The following is a 16,471-nucleotide window of genomic DNA, read 5'->3' as shown; positions in this document are numbered from 1 at the left end:
CGGAGGTCACCGTGCGCAGGTTGTCCGTACTGATCGGGGTGCTGCTCGTGCTCGTGCTGGGCGGCGGCAGCGCAGCGGCCGAACCGCCGCTGCGCCTCGACGGCCGCGTCACGGACCGGGCCGGCGCGCTCGCACCGAACGAGCTCGCGGAGGTCCAGGAGGCGATCGAGCTGCTCCGGGCCGAGAACAACGTGGACCTCTTCGTCGTCTTCGTCGACTCGTTCGACGGCACCGGCGGGGAGGAGTGGGCCCACGAGACCGCGAGGCTCTCGCAGCTCGGTGAGGAGGACGCGCTGCTCGCCGTCGCCGTCGGGGACCGCGCCTACGGCCTCTCGGTGGCCGACGGCTTCCCGGTCGAGGAGTCCCGGGTGGACCAGATCCGCACCGAGGACGTCGAACCGCGGCTCTCCGCGGAGGCGTGGGCCGGTGCGGCGGTCGCGCTGGCCGACGGGCTGCGTTCCGGCAGCGACGGCACGTTCGGGCTCGGGCTGGCGGTGGTCGGCGGCGCCGTCCTGGTCGGTGGGGGCGCCTACCTCCTGCACCGCAGGCGCCGCCGCTCCGCGGAGGCGACCCCGGCCCGCGAACTGCCACCGGACGAGTTCCCTGACGTCTCGACCGCCGACCTCGCCTACCGGGCGAGCGCGGCACTGATCGAGGTCGACGACGCCGTGCGCACCTCGGAGCAGGAGCTTGCCGCGGCGCGGGCCCATTTCGGCGCGGACGCGGTGGCGGAGTTCGCGGCCGCGCTGGAGCAGTCGCGCGCCGACATGCTGCGCGCGTTCGCGCTGCGCCAGCAGCTCGACGACGACCAGCCCGAGGACGAGCGCGCGACGCGCGCCCTGCACGCCGAGATCGTCCGGATCTCGGCGTCGGCGGACGACCGGCTCGACGCGCAGGTTGCGGCCTTCGACGCCCTGCGCGGCCTGGAGGCGCGGGCACCCGAGTACGTCGCCGAGCTGCACACCCGCCTCGACGGCGTCCGCGCGCGGCTTCCGGAGGTCGACGCGGCATGGGCGGAGCTGCAGACCCGTTACGCGGCCACCGCGCTCGAACCGGTGGCGGGCGACCTCGACCAGTCGCGGGAGCTGCTCGCGGCTGCTGGCGCCGAGCTCGTGGAGGCTCAGGAGAGCCTGGCCGAGAGCGAGAGCCCCGCCCGGGGCGTGCCGGAAGCCGGTGAGCCGACCGCAAGCGGTCCCGCGGCCGCCGTCGTCGCCGCCCGGGCGGCGGAGGATGCCATCACGCAGGCCGAGACCCTGCTCGACGGCGTCGCGCGCCGCGAGTCCGAGCTCGCCGCCGCCGCGGAGAAGGTGCCGGCCGCCCGTGCGGAGGTGGAGCTGGACCTCGCCGAGGCCCGGGCGATGCCCGGCGACGCGATCGCCCCGGTGGTCGCGCGTGCGGCGGCCGCGCTCGCCGCGGCCGACGAGGCGGCCGGCGGGTCGCGGCCGGACCCGATCGCGGCGCTGCGGTTGCTCGGCGAGGCGGGCAGCGCCCTCGACCAGGGGATCGCCGACGCCCGTGCGGCCGTCGAGCGCGAGCGGAAGGCCGCGGCCGCGCTCGAACAGGCCGTGCTCACCGCGCGGTCGAGCGTGGACGCGGCGGACGACTTCGTGACCACCCGGCGCGGGGCGGTCGGCGCGCGGGCCCGCACGCGGATCGCGGAGGCCCGCCGTCACCTCGATCGAGCCGCAGGTCCCGATCCGGTGGCCGCACTGCGGGAGGCGCAGCAGGCCGACACGCTCGCCCAGGAGGCGCTGCAACTGGCCCAGGCGGACGTGTCGCAGTGGTCGCGCCCCGGTGTGACCACGAGTGCAGGCGCCGACCTCGCGGGTCTGATCCTCGGCGGCATCCTCTCCGGCGCGACCAGCAGCTACCGCGGGCACCGGCGCGGTGGCGGCGGCTTCTCACCGGGCAGCTTCGGCGGTTCGTCCAGCCGCGGCCGCCGGGGTGGCGGCGGCCGCTTCTGACTCTCGGCCCGCCGACGAGGCATGATCATCAGCTCGACGATCCACGCGAGTTCGCCGGTGATCCTGGGTCAGGCCGGCGTGACCCGCACCCCCACCACCCGCCGGTCCGCCGTCGAGATCTCGTGCACCGGGCCCGTCAGTTCCACCTCGCCCGTGAGCACCTGCTCGGCGCAGCTGCGCCCGACGAACAGGCGCACGGCGCCCGGCTCGACCACCCGCACCATGCGCCGGTCGGTGAAGGCCAGCCGGTGCGTCGGCACGTCGAGCTCGACGTCGGCGCTCTGGCCCGGCTCCAGGTGCACCCGGGCGTAGCCGAGCAGCTGCGCCACCGGGCGGGTCACGGAGGCGACGACGTCGGTGGCGTAGAGCTGCACGACGTCGGCACCCGCGCGGTCGCCGGTGTTCGTCACCCGGCAGCTCACGACGATCGCGCCGTCGGTGGGCACCTGTGACGCGGCGATCCGCAGGTCGGTGTGGGTGAACGTCGTGTAGGACAGCCCGTGCCCGAAGGGGCGGACCGGGGCGGTGTCGAGGTTGCTCACCGAGCTCGCCCCGCCCAGCGGCGGGTGCAGGTAGCTGTAGGGCTGGGCCCCGACGGAGCGCGGCATGCTCACAGGCAGCCGACCCGACGGGTTGATCCGCCCAGAGAGCACACCGGCCACGGTGGCGGCGCCCTCCTGGCCGGGGAAGAACGCCTGCACGACCGCGGCACACCGGTCGAGGGCCCAGTCCACGGCGTAGGGGCGGCCGGTGAGGAGCACCAGCACCACCGGGGTGCCGGTCTCCAGCAGCTCCTCGACGAGCAGGCGCTGCACACCGGGCAGGTCGAGCGAGTCGGCGTCGCAACCCTCGCCGGAAGTACCCCGGCCGAAGAGGCCGGCACGGTCGCCGACGACCGCGACGCACAGCTCGGCGTCCCGCGCCGCAGCGACCGCCTCGGCGAAGCCGCTGGTGTCGTCGGTGTCGACGTCCGCGCCCCTGGCATGGGTGATCGCGGCGGCGGGCAGCTCGGCGCGCAGCGCCTCCAGCACGCTCGCGATCTCCAGGCCCGGCTCGACGCCCTCGTGCAGGGAGAGCACGTGGTTGAGGAAGCTGTAGCAGCCGAAGAGCGCCGCGGTGTCATCTGCGTTCGGACCGACGACGGCCACCCGGGACGGCGCCGCGAGCGGCAGGGTGCCGTCGTTGGACAGCAGCACCACCGACTCCTCGGCCAGCCGGGCCGCCAGGGCCCGGTGCTCGGGCGGGTCGAGGTCGATGGCGCCCACGTCGGCGTAGTCCTCGGGTTGCCGGTCGAGCAGGCCCAGCCGCGCCTTCTGGCGCAGCACCCGCTCCAGCGCCCGGTCGACGACGGACTCCGGCAGCTCCCCGGACCGCACCCGGTCGGTCAGGGGTTGCAGGTACGCGTTGCCGGTCGGCAGCTCCACGTCGATGCCGGCGGCGATCGCCTGCGCGGCGGCGTCGCCGAGGTCCGTGGCGACCTTGTGCAGGGTGTGCAGGAACGCGACGGCGAAGTAGTCGGCGACCACGGTGCCGGTGAACCCCCACCGATCCCGCAGGACACCCGTGAGCAGGTCGGCGTCTGCGGCCGCCGGCAGCCCGTCGACCTCCGCGTAGGAGTTCATGACCGAGTCGACGCCCCCGTCGAGCACCGCCATCTCGAACGGCGGCAGCAGGACGTCGGCCACCTCCCGCGGCCCGGCGTGCACCGGGGCGAGGTTGCGGCCCGCCCGCGAGGCCGAGTAACCCACGAAGTGCTTGAGCGTGGCGATCACGCCTGTGGACTGCACGCCGCGCACGTAGGCCGTGGCGATCGTGCCGACGACGTAGGGGTCCTCGGAGATGCACTCCTCCACGCGGCCCCAACGCGCGTCGCGCACGACGTCCAGCACGGGGGCGAGCCCCTGGTGCACGCCGAGGCTGCGCATGGACGCGCCGATCGCCGCACCCATCTGCTCGACGAGCGCGGGGTCGAAGCTCGCACCCCAGGACAGCGGCGCGGGGAACGTGGTCGCCTTCCACGCGGCGAGCCCGGTGAGGCACTCCTCGTGCACGAGTGCGGGGATCCCGAGCCGGGTGTGCTCGACGAGCCAGCGCTGCTTGGCGGCCAGGGCCAGCGCCCCTTCGACCGGGTCGACGGGGGCCGTGCCGAACGGGCGGGTGAGCTGGCCGAGGCCGTGGGCCGCGAACGCCTCGAAACCGGTGTCGTCGGCCTGCATCGCGTCCTGCATCGGGGCGACGTCGCCGCCCTCTCCGGTCCCCCCGCGGCCCTCCCAGAGCCCGACCAGCTGGGCGAGCTTCTCCTCGAGGGTCATCCCGGCGATGAGCTCGCCGACCCGGGACGACGCACGGGTGGACGCCTCGGTGCTCATGGACACCTTCCTCGGGTCCGAAAGTTTCCGACACTTGCGATTTGCCGCGCTGACGGTAGGTTCGGCCCCGCTCCGCGTCAAGCCATGGGGAGGAACGTCATGCCCAGCCATCGCGTGACGATCGCCGAGATCGCCGCTACTGCCGGCGTGTCGGTGCCCACTGTGTCGAAGGTCCTCAACGGCCGGGCCGATGTCTCGGAGTCCACGCGCAGGCGGGTGCAGCAGATCATGGCCGACCGCGGGTACCAGCGGCGCGCCTCCGGAGCGCAACGTCCGGTCGGCCTGATCGACATGGCCGTGCCCGGCCTCGACTCCCCGTGGGTCGTCGACGTGTTGCGCGGCGCGGAGGCCGAGGCCCACAAGGTCGGCAGCCAGATCGTCCTCACCACCACAGGGAGGGCTCCGGCCGGCGACCGGCGGTGGCTGGACCGGCTGGCCACCCGCCGCTCCGACGGCCTCGTGCTGGTGGTCAGCGAGGCGGCGCCGGAGGCGGTCGAGCAGCTCGCGGCCCTGCACACGCCGGTGGTGCTGCTCGACCCCGTCGGCGGCAGCGACCCGTCGTTCGCCACGGTCGGCGCCACGAACTGGGCTGGCGGCCTCTCGGCGGTCGAGCACCTCGTCTCGCTCGGCCACCGCCGGATCGCCGTGCTCTCCGGACCCCCGCAGCTGGTCTGCAGCCAGGAACGTGTGGAGGGCTACCGCGCCGCGCTCGGCCGGGCCGGCATCGCCGCGGACGAGCGGCTCGTGCAGTTCACCGACTTCTGCACGAGCGGCGGCCGGGAAGGCGCCCGCACGGTGCTCGACCTGCCCGACCCACCGACCGCCGTCTTCGCGTGCTCCGACATGCAGGCGCTCGGCGTCTACCAGGAGGCGGCGGAACGAGGACTGCGCATCCCGGAGGACATCAGCGTCGTGGGCTTCGACGACATCTCGTTCAGCGAGCTGACGACCCCCCCGCTCACCACGGTGCGCCAACCGCTGGCCCGGATGGCGGCCGAAGCGGTCCGGCTCCTGCTCGACGCGGGCGACCAGATGCCCGGTCCGCCGCCGCGCGTGGAGCTGGCGACCCACCTGGTCGTCCGCGGCAGCACCGGGCCGGCCCCACGATCAGCCCAGGACGCCGCCGCGAGGACCGGGTAGCCGGGTCTCGAAGTCGATCAGGCCGACCCAGGTCGGACGGACCCCGATCCGTGCGGTCCGGGTCCCGGGGTCCTGCGCCGCCGCGACGAACGACGCGGACGCCTCCTCCCCGAGGTACCGCCGTGCCGCGGCGAGGTGCTCCGGGGTCAGGCCGTCGACCTCCGTCACGACCGCGCGGCCCCGGATCAGCAGCGCGTGCGGCACAGCGTCGTCGGTGTCGATCGTGATCGCGACGTCCGGGTTCTCACGCAGCACCTCGACCCGGCGAGCCGGATGACGGATCCCGGGACCGGCCAGGAACGTGCACATCACGATCTCCTCCCCGGTCCAGACGAACCAGGTCGGGATCACCCGCGGCGTGCCGTCGGTCCAGACGAAGGCAAGGCGGGCCGGAATGGACGAGTTCAACAGGTCGCGCGCCGGGGCGGAATCGAGCAGGCGCAGATCGCCCTGGGGAAGGTTCATGAACTTTCGACGAACGGCGGAGGCTCCCATCGACCGCAGACGCCGCCGGAGGAGCGTATAGTTGCCTATTGGCAAGCAACTATACGGAGGTCACATGGCAGTGATCGGCGAGCGTGCGCTCGCCCCCCTGGACGCACTGCGTCGCCAGACGTTCGCATCCCTCTCCACCCCGAACTACCGCCGGTTCATCACAGGCCAGGCCGTCTCGATGGCGGGCACCTGGATGCAGACGATCGCCCAGTCCTGGCTGGTCCTGCAGCTCACCGGGTCGGCCACCGCCGTGGGCCTGGTGGTCGCCCTGCAGACGCTGCCCATCCTGCTGTTCGGCCCGTACGCCGGTGTGGTCGTCGACCGGCTCGACAAGCGCAGGCTGATGATCGGCCTGCTGGTCCTCATGGGCGCGCAGGCGATGGTCCTCGGCGTCCTGACCGCCACGGGCACCGTCCAGCTGTGGCACGTCTACCTGCTCGCGTTCGTGCTCGGCACGGTCAGCAGCCTCGAGAACCCCGCGCGCCAGACGTTCGTGCTCGAGCTGGTGGGCCCGGACAACCTGCGCAACGCGGTCAGCCTCAACTCCGTGCTCGTGAACGTCGCCCGCGCGGTCGGACCGGCACTCGCGGGCATCGTGATCGCCACCGGCGGCATGGCCGTCTGCTTCCTGCTCAACGCGGCCAGCTTCGCCGCGGTCATCGGCTCCCTGCTGCGGCTCGACGTCCCCGCCCTCACCCCGACGACACCCGCTCCCCGCGCGCCCGGCCAGCTGCGCGAAGGTTTCGACTACGTCCGTCGCACACCGGCACTCGCGGTGCCGCTGCTGACCATGGCGCTGATCGGGTGCCTCGCCTTCGAGTTCCAGGTGGTGCTCCCGATCGTGGCCAGCGAGACGTTCGCGGGCGACGCCAGCACCTACGGCTTCCTGACGGCGGCCATGGGCGTCGGCGCGGTGATCGGCGGCCTGTGCATGGCCGCGTGGGGCCGTACCGGGCTGTGGTCGCTCGCCGCCTCGGCATGCGCGTTCGGCCTGGCGATGCTCGCCACCGCGCTCGCTCCCACCCTGGGTTTCGCGCTGCTCGGGATGGGACTCGTGGGCGCCGCGAGCGTGGCCTTCCAGTCGACGGGCAACAGCACCCTCCAGCTGACCTCGGCTCCCCACATGCGGGGGCGCGTCATGGCGTTGTGGGCCGTGGCGTTCCTCGGCTCGACGCCCATCGGCGGCCCGATCGCGGGCTACGTCAGCCAGCACTTCGGCGGGCGGGCCGGCCTCGCGCTGGGGGCGGTGGCCTGCCTCGTGGCCGCGGCGCTCACCGCGCTCGTCGCGCGGCGGGAGCACGCGGCACCGGCCGTCGTGTAGCGGACGGACGAGTGGAGGATCGGCAAACGGACACAGCCCGGCCTCAGTGTGGGCAGCGTCGTCCCGGGCGCCGATAATCGCGGCATGACCGCGGTGCGGGTTGTCGTTGCCGATGACGACGTCCTGCTCCGGGAAGGACTGGCCAGCCTGCTCGATCGGAGCGGGTTCGAGGTGGTCGGGCAGGCCGGCGACGCGTCGCGGCTCCTGGAGCTGGTGCGAGACACCGAGCCCGACCTGGTGATCGTCGACATCAGGATGCCGCCGGCACACACCACGGAGGGGCTCGACGCGGCCAAGGAGATCCGCCGGGACCGGCCGGACATGGGCATCCTGGTCCTCTCCGCCCACGCCGAGGTCGATCACGCCATGGAGCTGCTGGCCAGCGGCCGTGGGATCGGCTACCTGCTCAAGAGCCGGGTCAGCGACGTGGCCGAGTTCATCGAAACGCTCGAGCGGATCGCAAGGGGCGGTTCGGTCGTCGACCCGGCGCTCGTGCAGGAGCTCGTCAGCGCGCGCAAGCGCAACGATCCCCTCGCAGTGGTCAGCGAGCGGGAGCGCGACGTGCTCACGCTCATGGCCGAGGGCCGGTCCAACGCCGGGATCGCCCGCCGGTTGTGGATCACGGAGGGCACCGTCGAGAAACACGTGCGCAGCATCCTCACGAAGCTGGGCCTGCCCGACACCGATGACGACCACCGCCGCGTGCTCGCGGTGCTCACGTTCCTGGAGCAGCGCTGACCACCGGGTCAGCGACGCTCAGCGGTCGCCGACGCCCACGAGGTCGTACACCGCGCGTCCGGAGATGAGGTTCTTCGGCAGGAAGCCTGCGGCGGGGCTCGCCGCGATCAGATCGGCGAAGTCGTCCTGGTCGCGGGTGGAGATGAGGACGACGCGAGCCTCGAGGTCCGGGAAGTCCGCCACTAGGCGGCGGGTGACCTCGAAGCCGCTCTCGGCGCCGAGGCTGATGTCGACGAGTACGACGTCCGGGTGCAGCTCCTCCGCCAGCCGGAGGGCCTCCTTCTGCGTCGTGGCCATGCCCACGACGTCCATGCCGTCGCGCGCGAGGCGATCCCGGGCGACCGCGAGGAATCGCTCGTTGTCGTCCACGATCATGCACCGCCCCACGCGATCAGGATTGCAGCGGCGCCACCCGTGCACATTGAAGGTAGCGGGAAGGTGAGGGTCGCCGCGAGCAGAGGCTTCCTGCCAGCCGGTACCGGAGATGGCCGCGAGCCCTGACGACGGCTGCCGCCTCGGCCGTCATTCTGTAAATCGTGAACACCGCGGCACTGCTGAGTAGCGCGATGACCGACTACTTCCTTGCCAACGGCACGAACAAGGCCCCGGCCACACAGGCTCCCGCCCACATCGCGTCGTGGCTGGACACCAGGGGCTACCGCATCGTCCGCTTCCCCGGTCCAGGGCCGGTGGATCCGGGCGACGAGGATCTCGTCGCCCGGATCACCGCCCTGATCGACTGGGAGACGTGTGGGCAGGAGGACGACCGGCGCGCGATCGTGCGCCAGATCCTCACCAGCCTCTCCGCCGCGCCCGCAGGGCACACCGACGTCGGCCGCGCCGCGTGATGGCCACGCGCCGCCCGCCCGACCGACCGTTCCGCACCGTGCAGGGCGGCCGGGCGAAGGCCGAGCACCCCGATCCCGACCGGAGTCCCGATGCGTTTCCCGATCCGCCTCAGCCACCAGCTGCGCCGGGCGGCGGACGCGGTGACCGGCTGGATCGGAAGACCGAGGGGTGCCGCGCTCTCCCCCCGCGCGGCACCCCTCACCCCGGTCCCCGCAGGCGCGGCCTGCTGCGGTCCCTGCTCGGTGGAGCTGCCAGGGGAAGCCGCGTGACCCCGCTGCGCAGGCCGGGCGACCAGCGCACCCACGAGCCGGTGCGCGCGATCGTCGAGCTACCGGAGCCGATCCGGCCTGCCGGGCAGGCCGAGCGGGCCCCCCACAGGCAGACGTGGCCGGGCGGGATCCACCTGCTGGGCGGGGCGATCCTCGTGATCCCCGGCCGCACGCTGGACGATCCGGACGACGCACGCGCGCTGGCGGCCGCCATCCTGGCCGCCGCCGCCCGCATGGAGGCCACCCGCTGATGGTGACACCGCTCCTCGTGGTCTACCTCGTCGTCGGCGCGATCCTGCTGATCGTGCTCGCCGGGTTCGACGGGCCCAACGTCACCGCCGCATTACGGCGGGATCTGCGCGCGTTGCGCGCCCACGGATCTCTCGCACTGGTCGCCGGCGGTCCGGTCTGGGTGGCGGGCGCCGTCATCGCGTGGCCGGTGGTCGCCGCCTGCGAGGCGATCGACTGGCGCGAGCGTGGCCTGACCTGAGCGTCAACCGTCCAGCTCGACCGGACCCTCCTGGGGCTGCATGCCGAGCTGGTCGGCCACCGCGCCGAGCACGTCCTGCACGGCGATCGTGTCGGCCAGTGGCATCACCGCGCTCTCCGTCCGCCCGGCGAGCACGCCGTCGGTGACCTCGCGCAGCTCGTGCACGTACCCGCCACCGGTGTGCGGGCGCGTGATCTCCTCGGGTTCGCGGCCGGTGCGGTGGAGCACGATCGTGTCGGGGTGGTGGAACCGGGGCAGGACGTCGATCCAGCCGTCGGTGCCGAACACCCGCATCTGCCCCGGCGTGGCGCAGCGCAGCGACGTGAACAGCGACGCGGTGCGCCCGTCGGACCAGCCGAGCAGCACGGCTTCCTCGATGTCCACGCCGGACGGCGCGAGGACGCCGTGCGCCGCCACGCTGTCCGGCGTCCCGAGCACCATCTGCGCGAACGAGACCGGGTAGACCGTGAGGTCGAACAGGGCGCCGCCGCCGACCGCCGGGTTGTAGAACCGGTCGTGGGGGTCGGTGGGTGCGTTCACCCCGAGCTCGCCCTGCACGCCGCGGACCTCGCCGATCGCGCCGTCCGCGAGCAGCTCGCGCAGCCGCACGATCGCGGGCTGGAAGCGGGTCCACATCGCCTCCATCACGAACACGCCGGCGTCGGCCGCCGCCGCCGCGATCTCCCGGGTGGCAGCCGGGGTGACCGTGAATGCCTTCTCGACCAGCAGGGCCTTGCCCGCCTTGAGCGCCGCGAGCGCCACGGCGCGGTGCTGGGGGTGCGGCGTGGCGATGTAGAGGGCGTCCACATCCGGGTCGTCCACGATCGCGCGGTAGGAGTCGTGTGCTCGCTCGATCCCGTTGGCGTCGGCGAACGCCAGCGCGCGCTCGGCGGACCGCGACGCCACCGCGACCACCTCGGCGTCGGGCATGTGCACGAAGTCGCGCACGACCTTGGCCGCGATACGGCCCGGACCCACCACTCCCCAGCGAACGTTCGTCATGACGACCATCCTCACCCACGTCCCTCCACACCCTGTGGACAACCCCGTGGAAGGATCCGAACGGCTGTTCGAGATCTACGGCTCGACCTCGAGCACTCCGGCGAGCGAGCGTTCGAACTCGGCGGACAGATCGGTGCCCTCCATCGCCGTCCACACCGCGTCCACGAGGATCGACGGCGGCTCCCGCGGCAGCGCGACGAGCCCGACGGGCGGGTTCGGGTTGGGGTCGGCGAGCGGGCGGACGCAGCTCCCCGCCGGCACGCCGAACGCGTGCACCCACGCGTGCGACACGATGCTCGACAGGCCCCCGGTCGCGATGTGCGCGTACAGCGCACCGACGTTGTCGGTCTCCATCACCGGCGCCAACCGGGCCCCTGCAGTCGCCATCGCCGCGTCGAGGATCCGCCGGTTCCGCATGTCCTGGGTGAGGGCGCAGAGCGGCAGCTCCGCCGCCGCGGCCCACCCCACGACCCGTTCGTGGGACAGCGGGTCGTCGGCCGGCATCAGCAACAGGAAGCGCTCCCGGTACAGCTGCGCCACCCGCATCGACGCGGCCGACTCGTCGTCGAGGTAGGTGACGCCCACGTCGAGCTCGAAGTCGGCGAGCCGGCGCGCGATCTCCCGGGACGAGAGGGCCTCGATCCGCACGAGCGCCCGCGGATGCGCGGCCTCGAACCGAGCCGTGATCAGCGGCGTCGCCGGCACCGCCGTGGGGATGGCACCGATCCGCAGCGTGGCGCTCAACCCACCCCGCATCCGGTCCACGTCGGTGCGCAGCCCGTCGCGCTCGGCGAGGATCCGGTGTGCCCAGCCCACGACGCGCTGACCCTCCGGCGTGAACCCGCCGAAGCGCTGCCCGCGCAGCACGATCGGGACGTCCAGCTCGTGCTCCAGCCTGCGGATCGCCGCGGAGAGCGCGGGCTGGCTGACGTGGCATGCCGCCGCGGCCCGGCCGAAGTGCCGTTCCTTGGCGAGCGCGACGAGGTACTCCAGCTGGCGGATCAGCACGTCCCCCGTCACGAGATCAGCCTAGGGCCGCGTCCAGCGCCGGGACGAGTTGCTCCTCCTCGTACGAGAGGTGGCGTTCGAGCTCGTCGGTGAGCCGGTCGACCTCGCGCCGCAGCAGCAGCGGGTCCCCCGGCCCGTCGACGGTCGCCTGCAGCTGAGCGACGAGCGCGGCGATCCGCTCGTGCTCGACGTGCAGCCGCTCGAGGGTGGCTGCCAGGTCGGGCCGCTGGGCGGCGAGCAGCGGGAAGAGCGCGCCGTCCTCGCCGGCGTGGTGGTTGTGCAGACCGGCGCAGAGCGTCAGGCAGTTGACCCGCAGCTGCGCGCCCACGCTCGTGCCGGCGGCCGCGACCTCGGCGCGGATCAGGGCGAGCTCGCGGCGGAACGCGTCGTGGATCCGAGTGAGGGCGGCACCGCCCGACACGGCCGGGCCTGCGGCGAACCGCGGCGGGCCGGGCAGTGGCCGCAGGGACACGACGGGCAGGACGCGCCCGGACCGCTCCTCGTACTCGGCCCAGCCGGGGTCGGTCTCCACGGCCCGGGTGAAGGCCTGGTCGCGGTCGCCGCCCTCCAGGACGACGGCCAGCGCGTCGGCGATGAAGACGCCGTCCTCCACCGTGACGCGTGGCTGCGCGACGAGGTTGTGGAACCACGCCGGGTGCCGCGGCGAGCCACCGGCCGAGCCGATGACGAGGAACTGGTGGCCGCCGTCGGGCAGATAGGCCAACGGCACGGTGTGCGGGGCGCCGGACCGCGCCCCCGTGGTGGTCAACAGGAGCAGGCGGGCGCCTTCGAAGGGCCGACCGACGCGCCCGGCGTTGGCGCGGAATTCGTCGATGACCTGTTGCTGGAGATCAAGGGGCATGCGGGTGGGCGATCCTCTCTCACGAAGTCCGTTGGATGCGGGTGTTCGTGAGAAGGCGGCGGGCTCCGGGCCCGCCCGGGCGTCACGCCCTGGCCGGGCGCCCCGTCCGTGAGTGGCCCATGGCCGACCCGGCAGTCACGCGGCGGACAGTAGTGAAGCGCGGAGCGGCGATCAAACGCGATCGCGACGGCCGCGCGAGATCCGCGTGAGGAGCGTGGACGCGCCGGGGCCGGTCAGCTCACCCCGCTCCACCGGTCGGGCGGTGATCGCGAGGAGCAGCGCCTCGGCCGAGCCGCGCACCTCCGGCCCGTCGCCGTGGCTCCAGTCCACGTCCTCCGCGACGAGCCGCAGACCGTCCACCGTGCTCCGCGGACTGCGGGCGAACACCACCGCGAGGGGACCGCCGACGCCCACCATGAGGTCCGCGGTGATCCGGAACGCCTCCGGCGGCATCGGCCGGGGCCGCAGCAGCGGTCTGCGGATGTCCAGTTCGTGCGTGATGAGGTCGGCGAGCACGTGCGTACGCGTGACGAAGAGCGGTGAGCGCTGGTCGTCGACGATCTCCCGGAGGCGCCGGACCAGCGTGGCAGGCTCCTGCTGCCCCCACCGCCGCGCGCTCTCGGCCACCACGTGGTTGACCCGGAACCCGCCGCGGGCCAGCGCCAGGACGGTGCCCGCGGGCGGCTCGATCGGGCCGTGCACGATGTGGGCCACGACGTCCCGGACCCGCCACGCCGGGCACAGCGAGGGAACCTCCCAGTCCTCGGGCGCGAGGGTGTCCAGGAAGTCGGCGAGCGCCCGCCGCTCCGCGGCGATGAGCGGTCCCACCTCGACCACGCCGGAAGTGTGACAGCCCGTGGCGCGAGCGGCCACTACCGTCCGTGGCATGCACCGCAGCCGGGTCTACGCCGTCATCATCGACGCCCCCATCGAGGAGGCGGCGCGGGCAGCGGAGTTCTGGTCGGCCGCCCTCGGCGTGCCGGCCCGCCCGCTCTCGGACCAGCCCCAGTTCGCCTCGCTGCGCGGCGCGGTCCCCGGGCTGGTCACCGCGGTCCAGGCCGTCGACGACGCGCCCGGCATCCACATCGACATCGAGTCCGACGACCCGGATGCCGAGACCTCCCGCCTGCTCGCGCTCGGAGCGGAGCAGATCGGTCGGTGGCTGGAGTGCCGGATCCTGCGCGTCCCGGGCGGGCACGTGGTGTGCGTGCTGCCCGTGGAGAGCGATCCCGAGCTCTTCGACGCTCAGGCCACGACCTGGCCCTGACGCGGTCGCGGGCGGCCCGCCGGACGAGGTCGGGCACCAGCGTGAGGATCCCATCTCCCTGAGCGTGTCCATCGGCCCGTAGAGGTCACGGATGGATCATTGACCTGCGCAGAGAGATAGGGTGGGGCGATAGATCACGAGCTCGAGGCCCGACCGAGAGTTTGGGGTGGGGGTGACCACGAACGCTTCTCCCCCGCCGGACGGCGGTGCTGGCGTGGGGGCGCTGCTGCAGGCTTGGCGAGCGCGGGCGCTGCTGACCCAGGAGCAGCTCGCCGATCGAGCGGGGCTGAGCGTGCGCACGGTCCGCCGGTTGGAGACGGGCGCCGCGATCCGGCCGCAGGGTTCCACGCTCCGCCGGCTGATCGAGGCGTTGAACCTGGGGCCGGCCCAGCTGGAGGAGCTCGCCGCAGCAGCACGTGCGCAACCGGTCGGAGGCGAACCGGCGGAGGCGACCCGACCACGTTCGCCGTCTCCGGCACACGGCGAGCCGTCGGAGCGGGTCGGGATGCCCGTGCTGCGGCAGTTGCCGGCGGCGCCTCCGCTGTTCACCGGCCGGTCGCTGGAGCTGAGCGATCTCGAACGGGCTCATGACATGGGCTCGGTGGTGATCGTGACGATCGACGGGATGGCCGGGATCGGGAAGACCGCCCTGGCACTGCACGCTGCGCATCGGTTGTCGGGTGAGTACCCCGACGGGCAGCTCTTCCTGAACCTGCACGGCTACACGCAAGGTGTGGACCCCGTACAGCCGGGCGAGGCCCTGGATCGGCTGCTGCGGGCGCTGGGAGTGCCGGCGGAACAGATCCCGGCGCACACGGAGGACCGGGCCGCGTTGTACCGCAGCCGGCTGGCCGATCGGAAGATACTGGTCGTGCTGGACAACGTGGCCGGCGAGGCACAGGTGCGTCCACTGCTGCCGGCCACCCCCGGATCGCTGGCTCTGGTGACCAGTAGACGCCGGCTGATCGGGCTGGATCACACACTGACGGTCTCGCTGGATGTGCTCCCGCAACCGGATGCGGTCGCGCTGTTCGCACGGTCCGCGGGGGTCGGCGCCCACGACGCAGGGGTCGACGATGTCGTCGAGCTGTGCGGGCGCCTGCCATTGGCTCTGCGGATCGCGGCCGCTCGGCTGCGGTCGCGTCCGACGTGGGCGGCGGGGCACCTGCTGGAGCGGCTGCGTGATCGGCAGGAACGGCTCGGCGAGCTGGAACTGGGGGAGCGCAGCGTCACGGCGGCGCTGGACATGTCGTACCTGCAGCTCGATCCTGAGCTGCAGCGCGCGTACCGGTTGTGCGGCCCGCTCCCGGAATCCAGCTTCGACGTCTACGTGGCCGCGGCACTGGTCGACGTCACGGAGGGCCGAGCCGCGCGGCTGCTCGACGACCTGCTCGACGTGAACCTGTTGCAGGAGCTGGTGCCGGGCAGGTACGCGTTCCACGATCTGGTCCGCTCCCACGCCACAGCGGCGGCGGAACGCGAGGAGCCGGATCGCATGGCCGCGTTCGGCCGGATGTTCGACTACTACAGCCACACCGCGTCGGTGGCGATGGACGTGCTGTACCCCTACGAACGGGAACGGCGCCCACCGGCACCCCCGTCCGCCACCCCGACACCCGACTTCCCCGATCCGGCCGAGGCCGCCGCGTGGCTCGACCTCGAACTGCCCAACCTGCTCACCGCTGCCCGATATGCCGCCCAGTTCTGCCCACGCGGCCACCCCGTGCACCTGTCGACCACCCTGGATCGGTATCTGCGCACGCGGGACCGCTACGCCGAGGCGGAAGTACTGCACCAGCAGGCGCTGACCGTCGCTCGCCGCAACGGCGACGCGGCCGGCGAGGCGGACGTGCTCACCAGCCTGGGCCACGTCAACCGCCGGAAGGGCCGGACCACCCTGGCGGCCGACCACTACCGAAGCGCGCTGGCCATCGCACGCTCCGTCGGCGACCGCCGGGCCGAGGTGGACGCGCTGCTCGGCCTCGGTTTCCTCGTGAGCCTGCAGGGCAGCCACGAGGCCGCCATCGAGCACGTCCGCCGGGCGCTCGAGATCAGTCGTCGGATCGCGCACCGGAGCGGAGAAGCGGATGCCCTGTACCGCCTCGGCTGGCTGCATCTGACGCAAGGCGAACCTGCTGCGCCCGACGGGTCCGACCCCGGCACCAGGTACGAGCGGGCGGCCGGCTTCTTCGAGCAGGCGCGTGCGCTCGCCCGGAAGATCGACAACTCCCTCTGCGAACTCCACGCCCTGCTCGGTCAGGCGTGGGTCCACCGGGTGCTGGGCCGCCATGGGCCGGCTGAGGACGCCTACACGGAGGGCCTCCGCCTGGCCGAACGGCTGAGCAACGTCAACGGCGTGTTCGAGGCCTTGGACGGAACGGGACGCCTCGACTCCGCTGCAGGGCGGGTCGAGCAGGCGTTGGCCCGCCACAGCAGGGCCCTCGAACTCGCCACCGACCTCGGACAACCCATCGACCAGGCCCGTTCCCACGACGGCATCGCCCGCGCCCACCACGCGCTGGGCCGGCGGGGGGAGGCACGCCGGCACTGGCAGGCTGCGCTGGACATCCTCTCGGACCTCGGCACGGACATCACCGCGGACGAGGAGTTCGGCACCGCCGAGATCCGTGCCCGCCTCGACGATTGCGACGCCTGATCGAGAGGCGCCGTCGGAGGGCGGCGCGTTGCCGAGCTCTT

The 16,471-nt window shown here is 73.3% G+C and carries 16 protein-coding genes; 9 read left to right on the top strand and 7 right to left on the bottom strand.

Annotation, left to right across the window (positions count from 1 at the left end; all coding sequences use genetic code 11):
- Positions 1-11: 11 nt before the first annotated feature.
- Positions 12-1,964, top strand: a complete 1,953-nt coding sequence (locus FHX44_RS18345) for a TPM domain-containing protein (protein WP_147256910.1) — start codon at positions 12-14, stop codon at positions 1,962-1,964.
- A gap of 68 nt (positions 1,965-2,032) precedes the next feature.
- Here FHX44_RS18345 and FHX44_RS18340 read toward each other — a convergent pair whose 3' ends face one another.
- Positions 2,033-4,333, bottom strand: coding sequence for a beta-xylosidase/alpha-l-arabinosidase (locus FHX44_RS18340; protein ID WP_147256909.1), 2,301 nt, complete (start codon positions 4,331-4,333; stop codon positions 2,033-2,035).
- Positions 4,334-4,432: 99 nt separating this feature from the next.
- On the opposite strand from FHX44_RS18340, the gene FHX44_RS18335 reads away from it, so the two are divergent.
- A complete protein-coding gene (locus FHX44_RS18335; protein ID WP_147256908.1) occupies positions 4,433-5,473 on the top strand; it encodes a LacI family DNA-binding transcriptional regulator in 1,041 nt (346 codons plus the stop codon).
- Here FHX44_RS18335 and FHX44_RS18330 read toward each other — a convergent pair.
- Positions 5,441-5,938, bottom strand: coding sequence for a pyridoxamine 5'-phosphate oxidase family protein (locus FHX44_RS18330; protein ID WP_147256907.1), 498 nt, complete (start codon positions 5,936-5,938; stop codon positions 5,441-5,443). The genes FHX44_RS18335 and FHX44_RS18330 overlap by 33 nt on opposite strands.
- 94 nt (positions 5,939-6,032) lie before the next feature.
- Between FHX44_RS18330 and FHX44_RS18325 the strand changes: the two genes are divergently transcribed.
- Both FHX44_RS18325 and FHX44_RS18320 read left to right on the top strand, forming a co-directional pair.
- Positions 6,033-7,289 carry an MFS transporter gene (locus tag FHX44_RS18325; protein WP_147256906.1) on the top strand — a complete coding sequence of 419 codons (1,257 nt, stop codon included), beginning with the start codon at positions 6,033-6,035 and terminating at the stop codon, positions 7,287-7,289.
- Positions 7,290-7,337: 48 nt separating this feature from the next.
- On the top strand, positions 7,338-8,027 hold the full coding sequence (locus FHX44_RS18320) for a response regulator (RefSeq protein WP_342792707.1): 690 nt from the start codon (positions 7,338-7,340) through the stop codon (positions 8,025-8,027).
- A gap of 18 nt (positions 8,028-8,045) precedes the next feature.
- On the opposite strand, the gene FHX44_RS18315 is transcribed toward FHX44_RS18320, so the two are convergent.
- Positions 8,046-8,396, bottom strand: coding sequence for a response regulator (locus FHX44_RS18315; protein WP_246170462.1), 351 nt, complete (start codon positions 8,394-8,396; stop codon positions 8,046-8,048).
- A gap of 167 nt (positions 8,397-8,563) precedes the next feature.
- Between FHX44_RS18315 and FHX44_RS18310 the strand changes: the two genes are divergently transcribed.
- The 3 genes from FHX44_RS18310 (at position 8,564) to FHX44_RS18300 (ending at position 9,635) form a co-directional block, all read left to right on the top strand.
- A complete protein-coding gene (locus FHX44_RS18310) occupies positions 8,564-8,875 on the top strand; it encodes a hypothetical protein (protein ID WP_147256904.1) in 312 nt (103 codons plus the stop codon).
- Between the two features lie 266 nt (positions 8,876-9,141).
- Positions 9,142-9,396, top strand: coding sequence for a hypothetical protein (locus FHX44_RS18305; RefSeq protein WP_147256903.1), 255 nt, complete (start codon positions 9,142-9,144; stop codon positions 9,394-9,396).
- Entirely contained in the window at positions 9,396-9,635 is a 240-nt protein-coding gene (locus tag FHX44_RS18300; RefSeq protein WP_147256902.1) for a hypothetical protein, read from the top strand. Before FHX44_RS18305 ends, FHX44_RS18300 begins: the two co-directional genes overlap by 1 nt.
- A gap of 3 nt (positions 9,636-9,638) precedes the next feature.
- Here FHX44_RS18300 and FHX44_RS18295 read toward each other — a convergent pair whose 3' ends face one another.
- The 4 genes from FHX44_RS18295 to FHX44_RS18280 all read right to left on the bottom strand — a co-directional run bounded on the left by FHX44_RS18295 (position 9,639) and on the right by FHX44_RS18280 (position 13,344).
- Complete coding sequence (locus FHX44_RS18295; RefSeq protein ID WP_212612536.1) at positions 9,639-10,637, bottom strand: Gfo/Idh/MocA family protein; 999 nt, start codon at positions 10,635-10,637, stop codon at positions 9,639-9,641.
- Between the two features lie 75 nt (positions 10,638-10,712).
- On the bottom strand, positions 10,713-11,657 hold the full coding sequence (locus tag FHX44_RS18290) for a LysR family transcriptional regulator (protein ID WP_147256901.1): 945 nt from the start codon (positions 11,655-11,657) through the stop codon (positions 10,713-10,715).
- A 4-nt stretch (positions 11,658-11,661) separates the two neighbouring features.
- Positions 11,662-12,507, bottom strand: a complete 846-nt coding sequence (locus FHX44_RS18285) for a nitroreductase/quinone reductase family protein (protein WP_147256900.1) — start codon at positions 12,505-12,507, stop codon at positions 11,662-11,664.
- Positions 12,508-12,678: 171 nt separating this feature from the next.
- The gene (locus tag FHX44_RS18280) at positions 12,679-13,344 is read right to left on the bottom strand and encodes a maleylpyruvate isomerase family mycothiol-dependent enzyme (protein ID WP_170308955.1); all 666 of its coding nucleotides are present in this window, start codon (positions 13,342-13,344) and stop codon (positions 12,679-12,681) included.
- 49 nt (positions 13,345-13,393) lie between these two features.
- On the opposite strand from FHX44_RS18280, the gene FHX44_RS18275 reads away from it, so the two are divergent.
- Together FHX44_RS18275 and FHX44_RS18270 are read left to right on the top strand one after the other, a co-directional pair.
- Complete coding sequence (locus FHX44_RS18275; protein WP_147256898.1) at positions 13,394-13,774, top strand: VOC family protein; 381 nt, start codon at positions 13,394-13,396, stop codon at positions 13,772-13,774.
- 214 nt (positions 13,775-13,988) lie between these two features.
- Positions 13,989-16,430 carry an ATP-binding protein gene (locus FHX44_RS18270; RefSeq protein ID WP_147256897.1) on the top strand — a complete coding sequence of 814 codons (2,442 nt, stop codon included), beginning with the start codon at positions 13,989-13,991 and terminating at the stop codon, positions 16,428-16,430.
- Positions 16,431-16,471: the final 41 nt, after the last annotated feature.

It is taken from the genome of Pseudonocardia hierapolitana (genome assembly GCF_007994075.1).
Lineage (GTDB): Bacteria > Actinomycetota > Actinomycetes > Mycobacteriales > Pseudonocardiaceae > Pseudonocardia > Pseudonocardia hierapolitana.
This window is presented reverse-complemented; position numbering and strand designations above follow the sequence as displayed.

What these genes read in the sequence shown, in the direction of transcription:
- FHX44_RS18340 (WP_147256909.1), bottom strand. Translation starts at nt 4,333, where the DNA reads ATGAGCACCGAGGCGTCCACCCGTGCGTCGTCCCGGGTCGGCGAGCTC.
- FHX44_RS18335 (WP_147256908.1), top strand. Translation starts at nt 4,433, where the DNA reads ATGCCCAGCCATCGCGTGACGATCGCCGAGATCGCCGCTACTGCCGGC.
- FHX44_RS18330 (WP_147256907.1), bottom strand. Translation starts at nt 5,938, where the DNA reads ATGAACCTTCCCCAGGGCGATCTGCGCCTGCTCGATTCCGCCCCGGCG.
- FHX44_RS18325 (WP_147256906.1), top strand. Translation starts at nt 6,033, where the DNA reads ATGGCAGTGATCGGCGAGCGTGCGCTCGCCCCCCTGGACGCACTGCGT.
- FHX44_RS18300 (WP_147256902.1), top strand. Translation starts at nt 9,396, where the DNA reads ATGGTGACACCGCTCCTCGTGGTCTACCTCGTCGTCGGCGCGATCCTG.
- FHX44_RS18295 (WP_212612536.1), bottom strand. Translation starts at nt 10,637, where the DNA reads ATGACGAACGTTCGCTGGGGAGTGGTGGGTCCGGGCCGTATCGCGGCC.
- FHX44_RS18285 (WP_147256900.1), bottom strand. Translation starts at nt 12,507, where the DNA reads ATGCCCCTTGATCTCCAGCAACAGGTCATCGACGAATTCCGCGCCAAC.
- FHX44_RS18275 (WP_147256898.1), top strand. Translation starts at nt 13,394, where the DNA reads ATGCACCGCAGCCGGGTCTACGCCGTCATCATCGACGCCCCCATCGAG.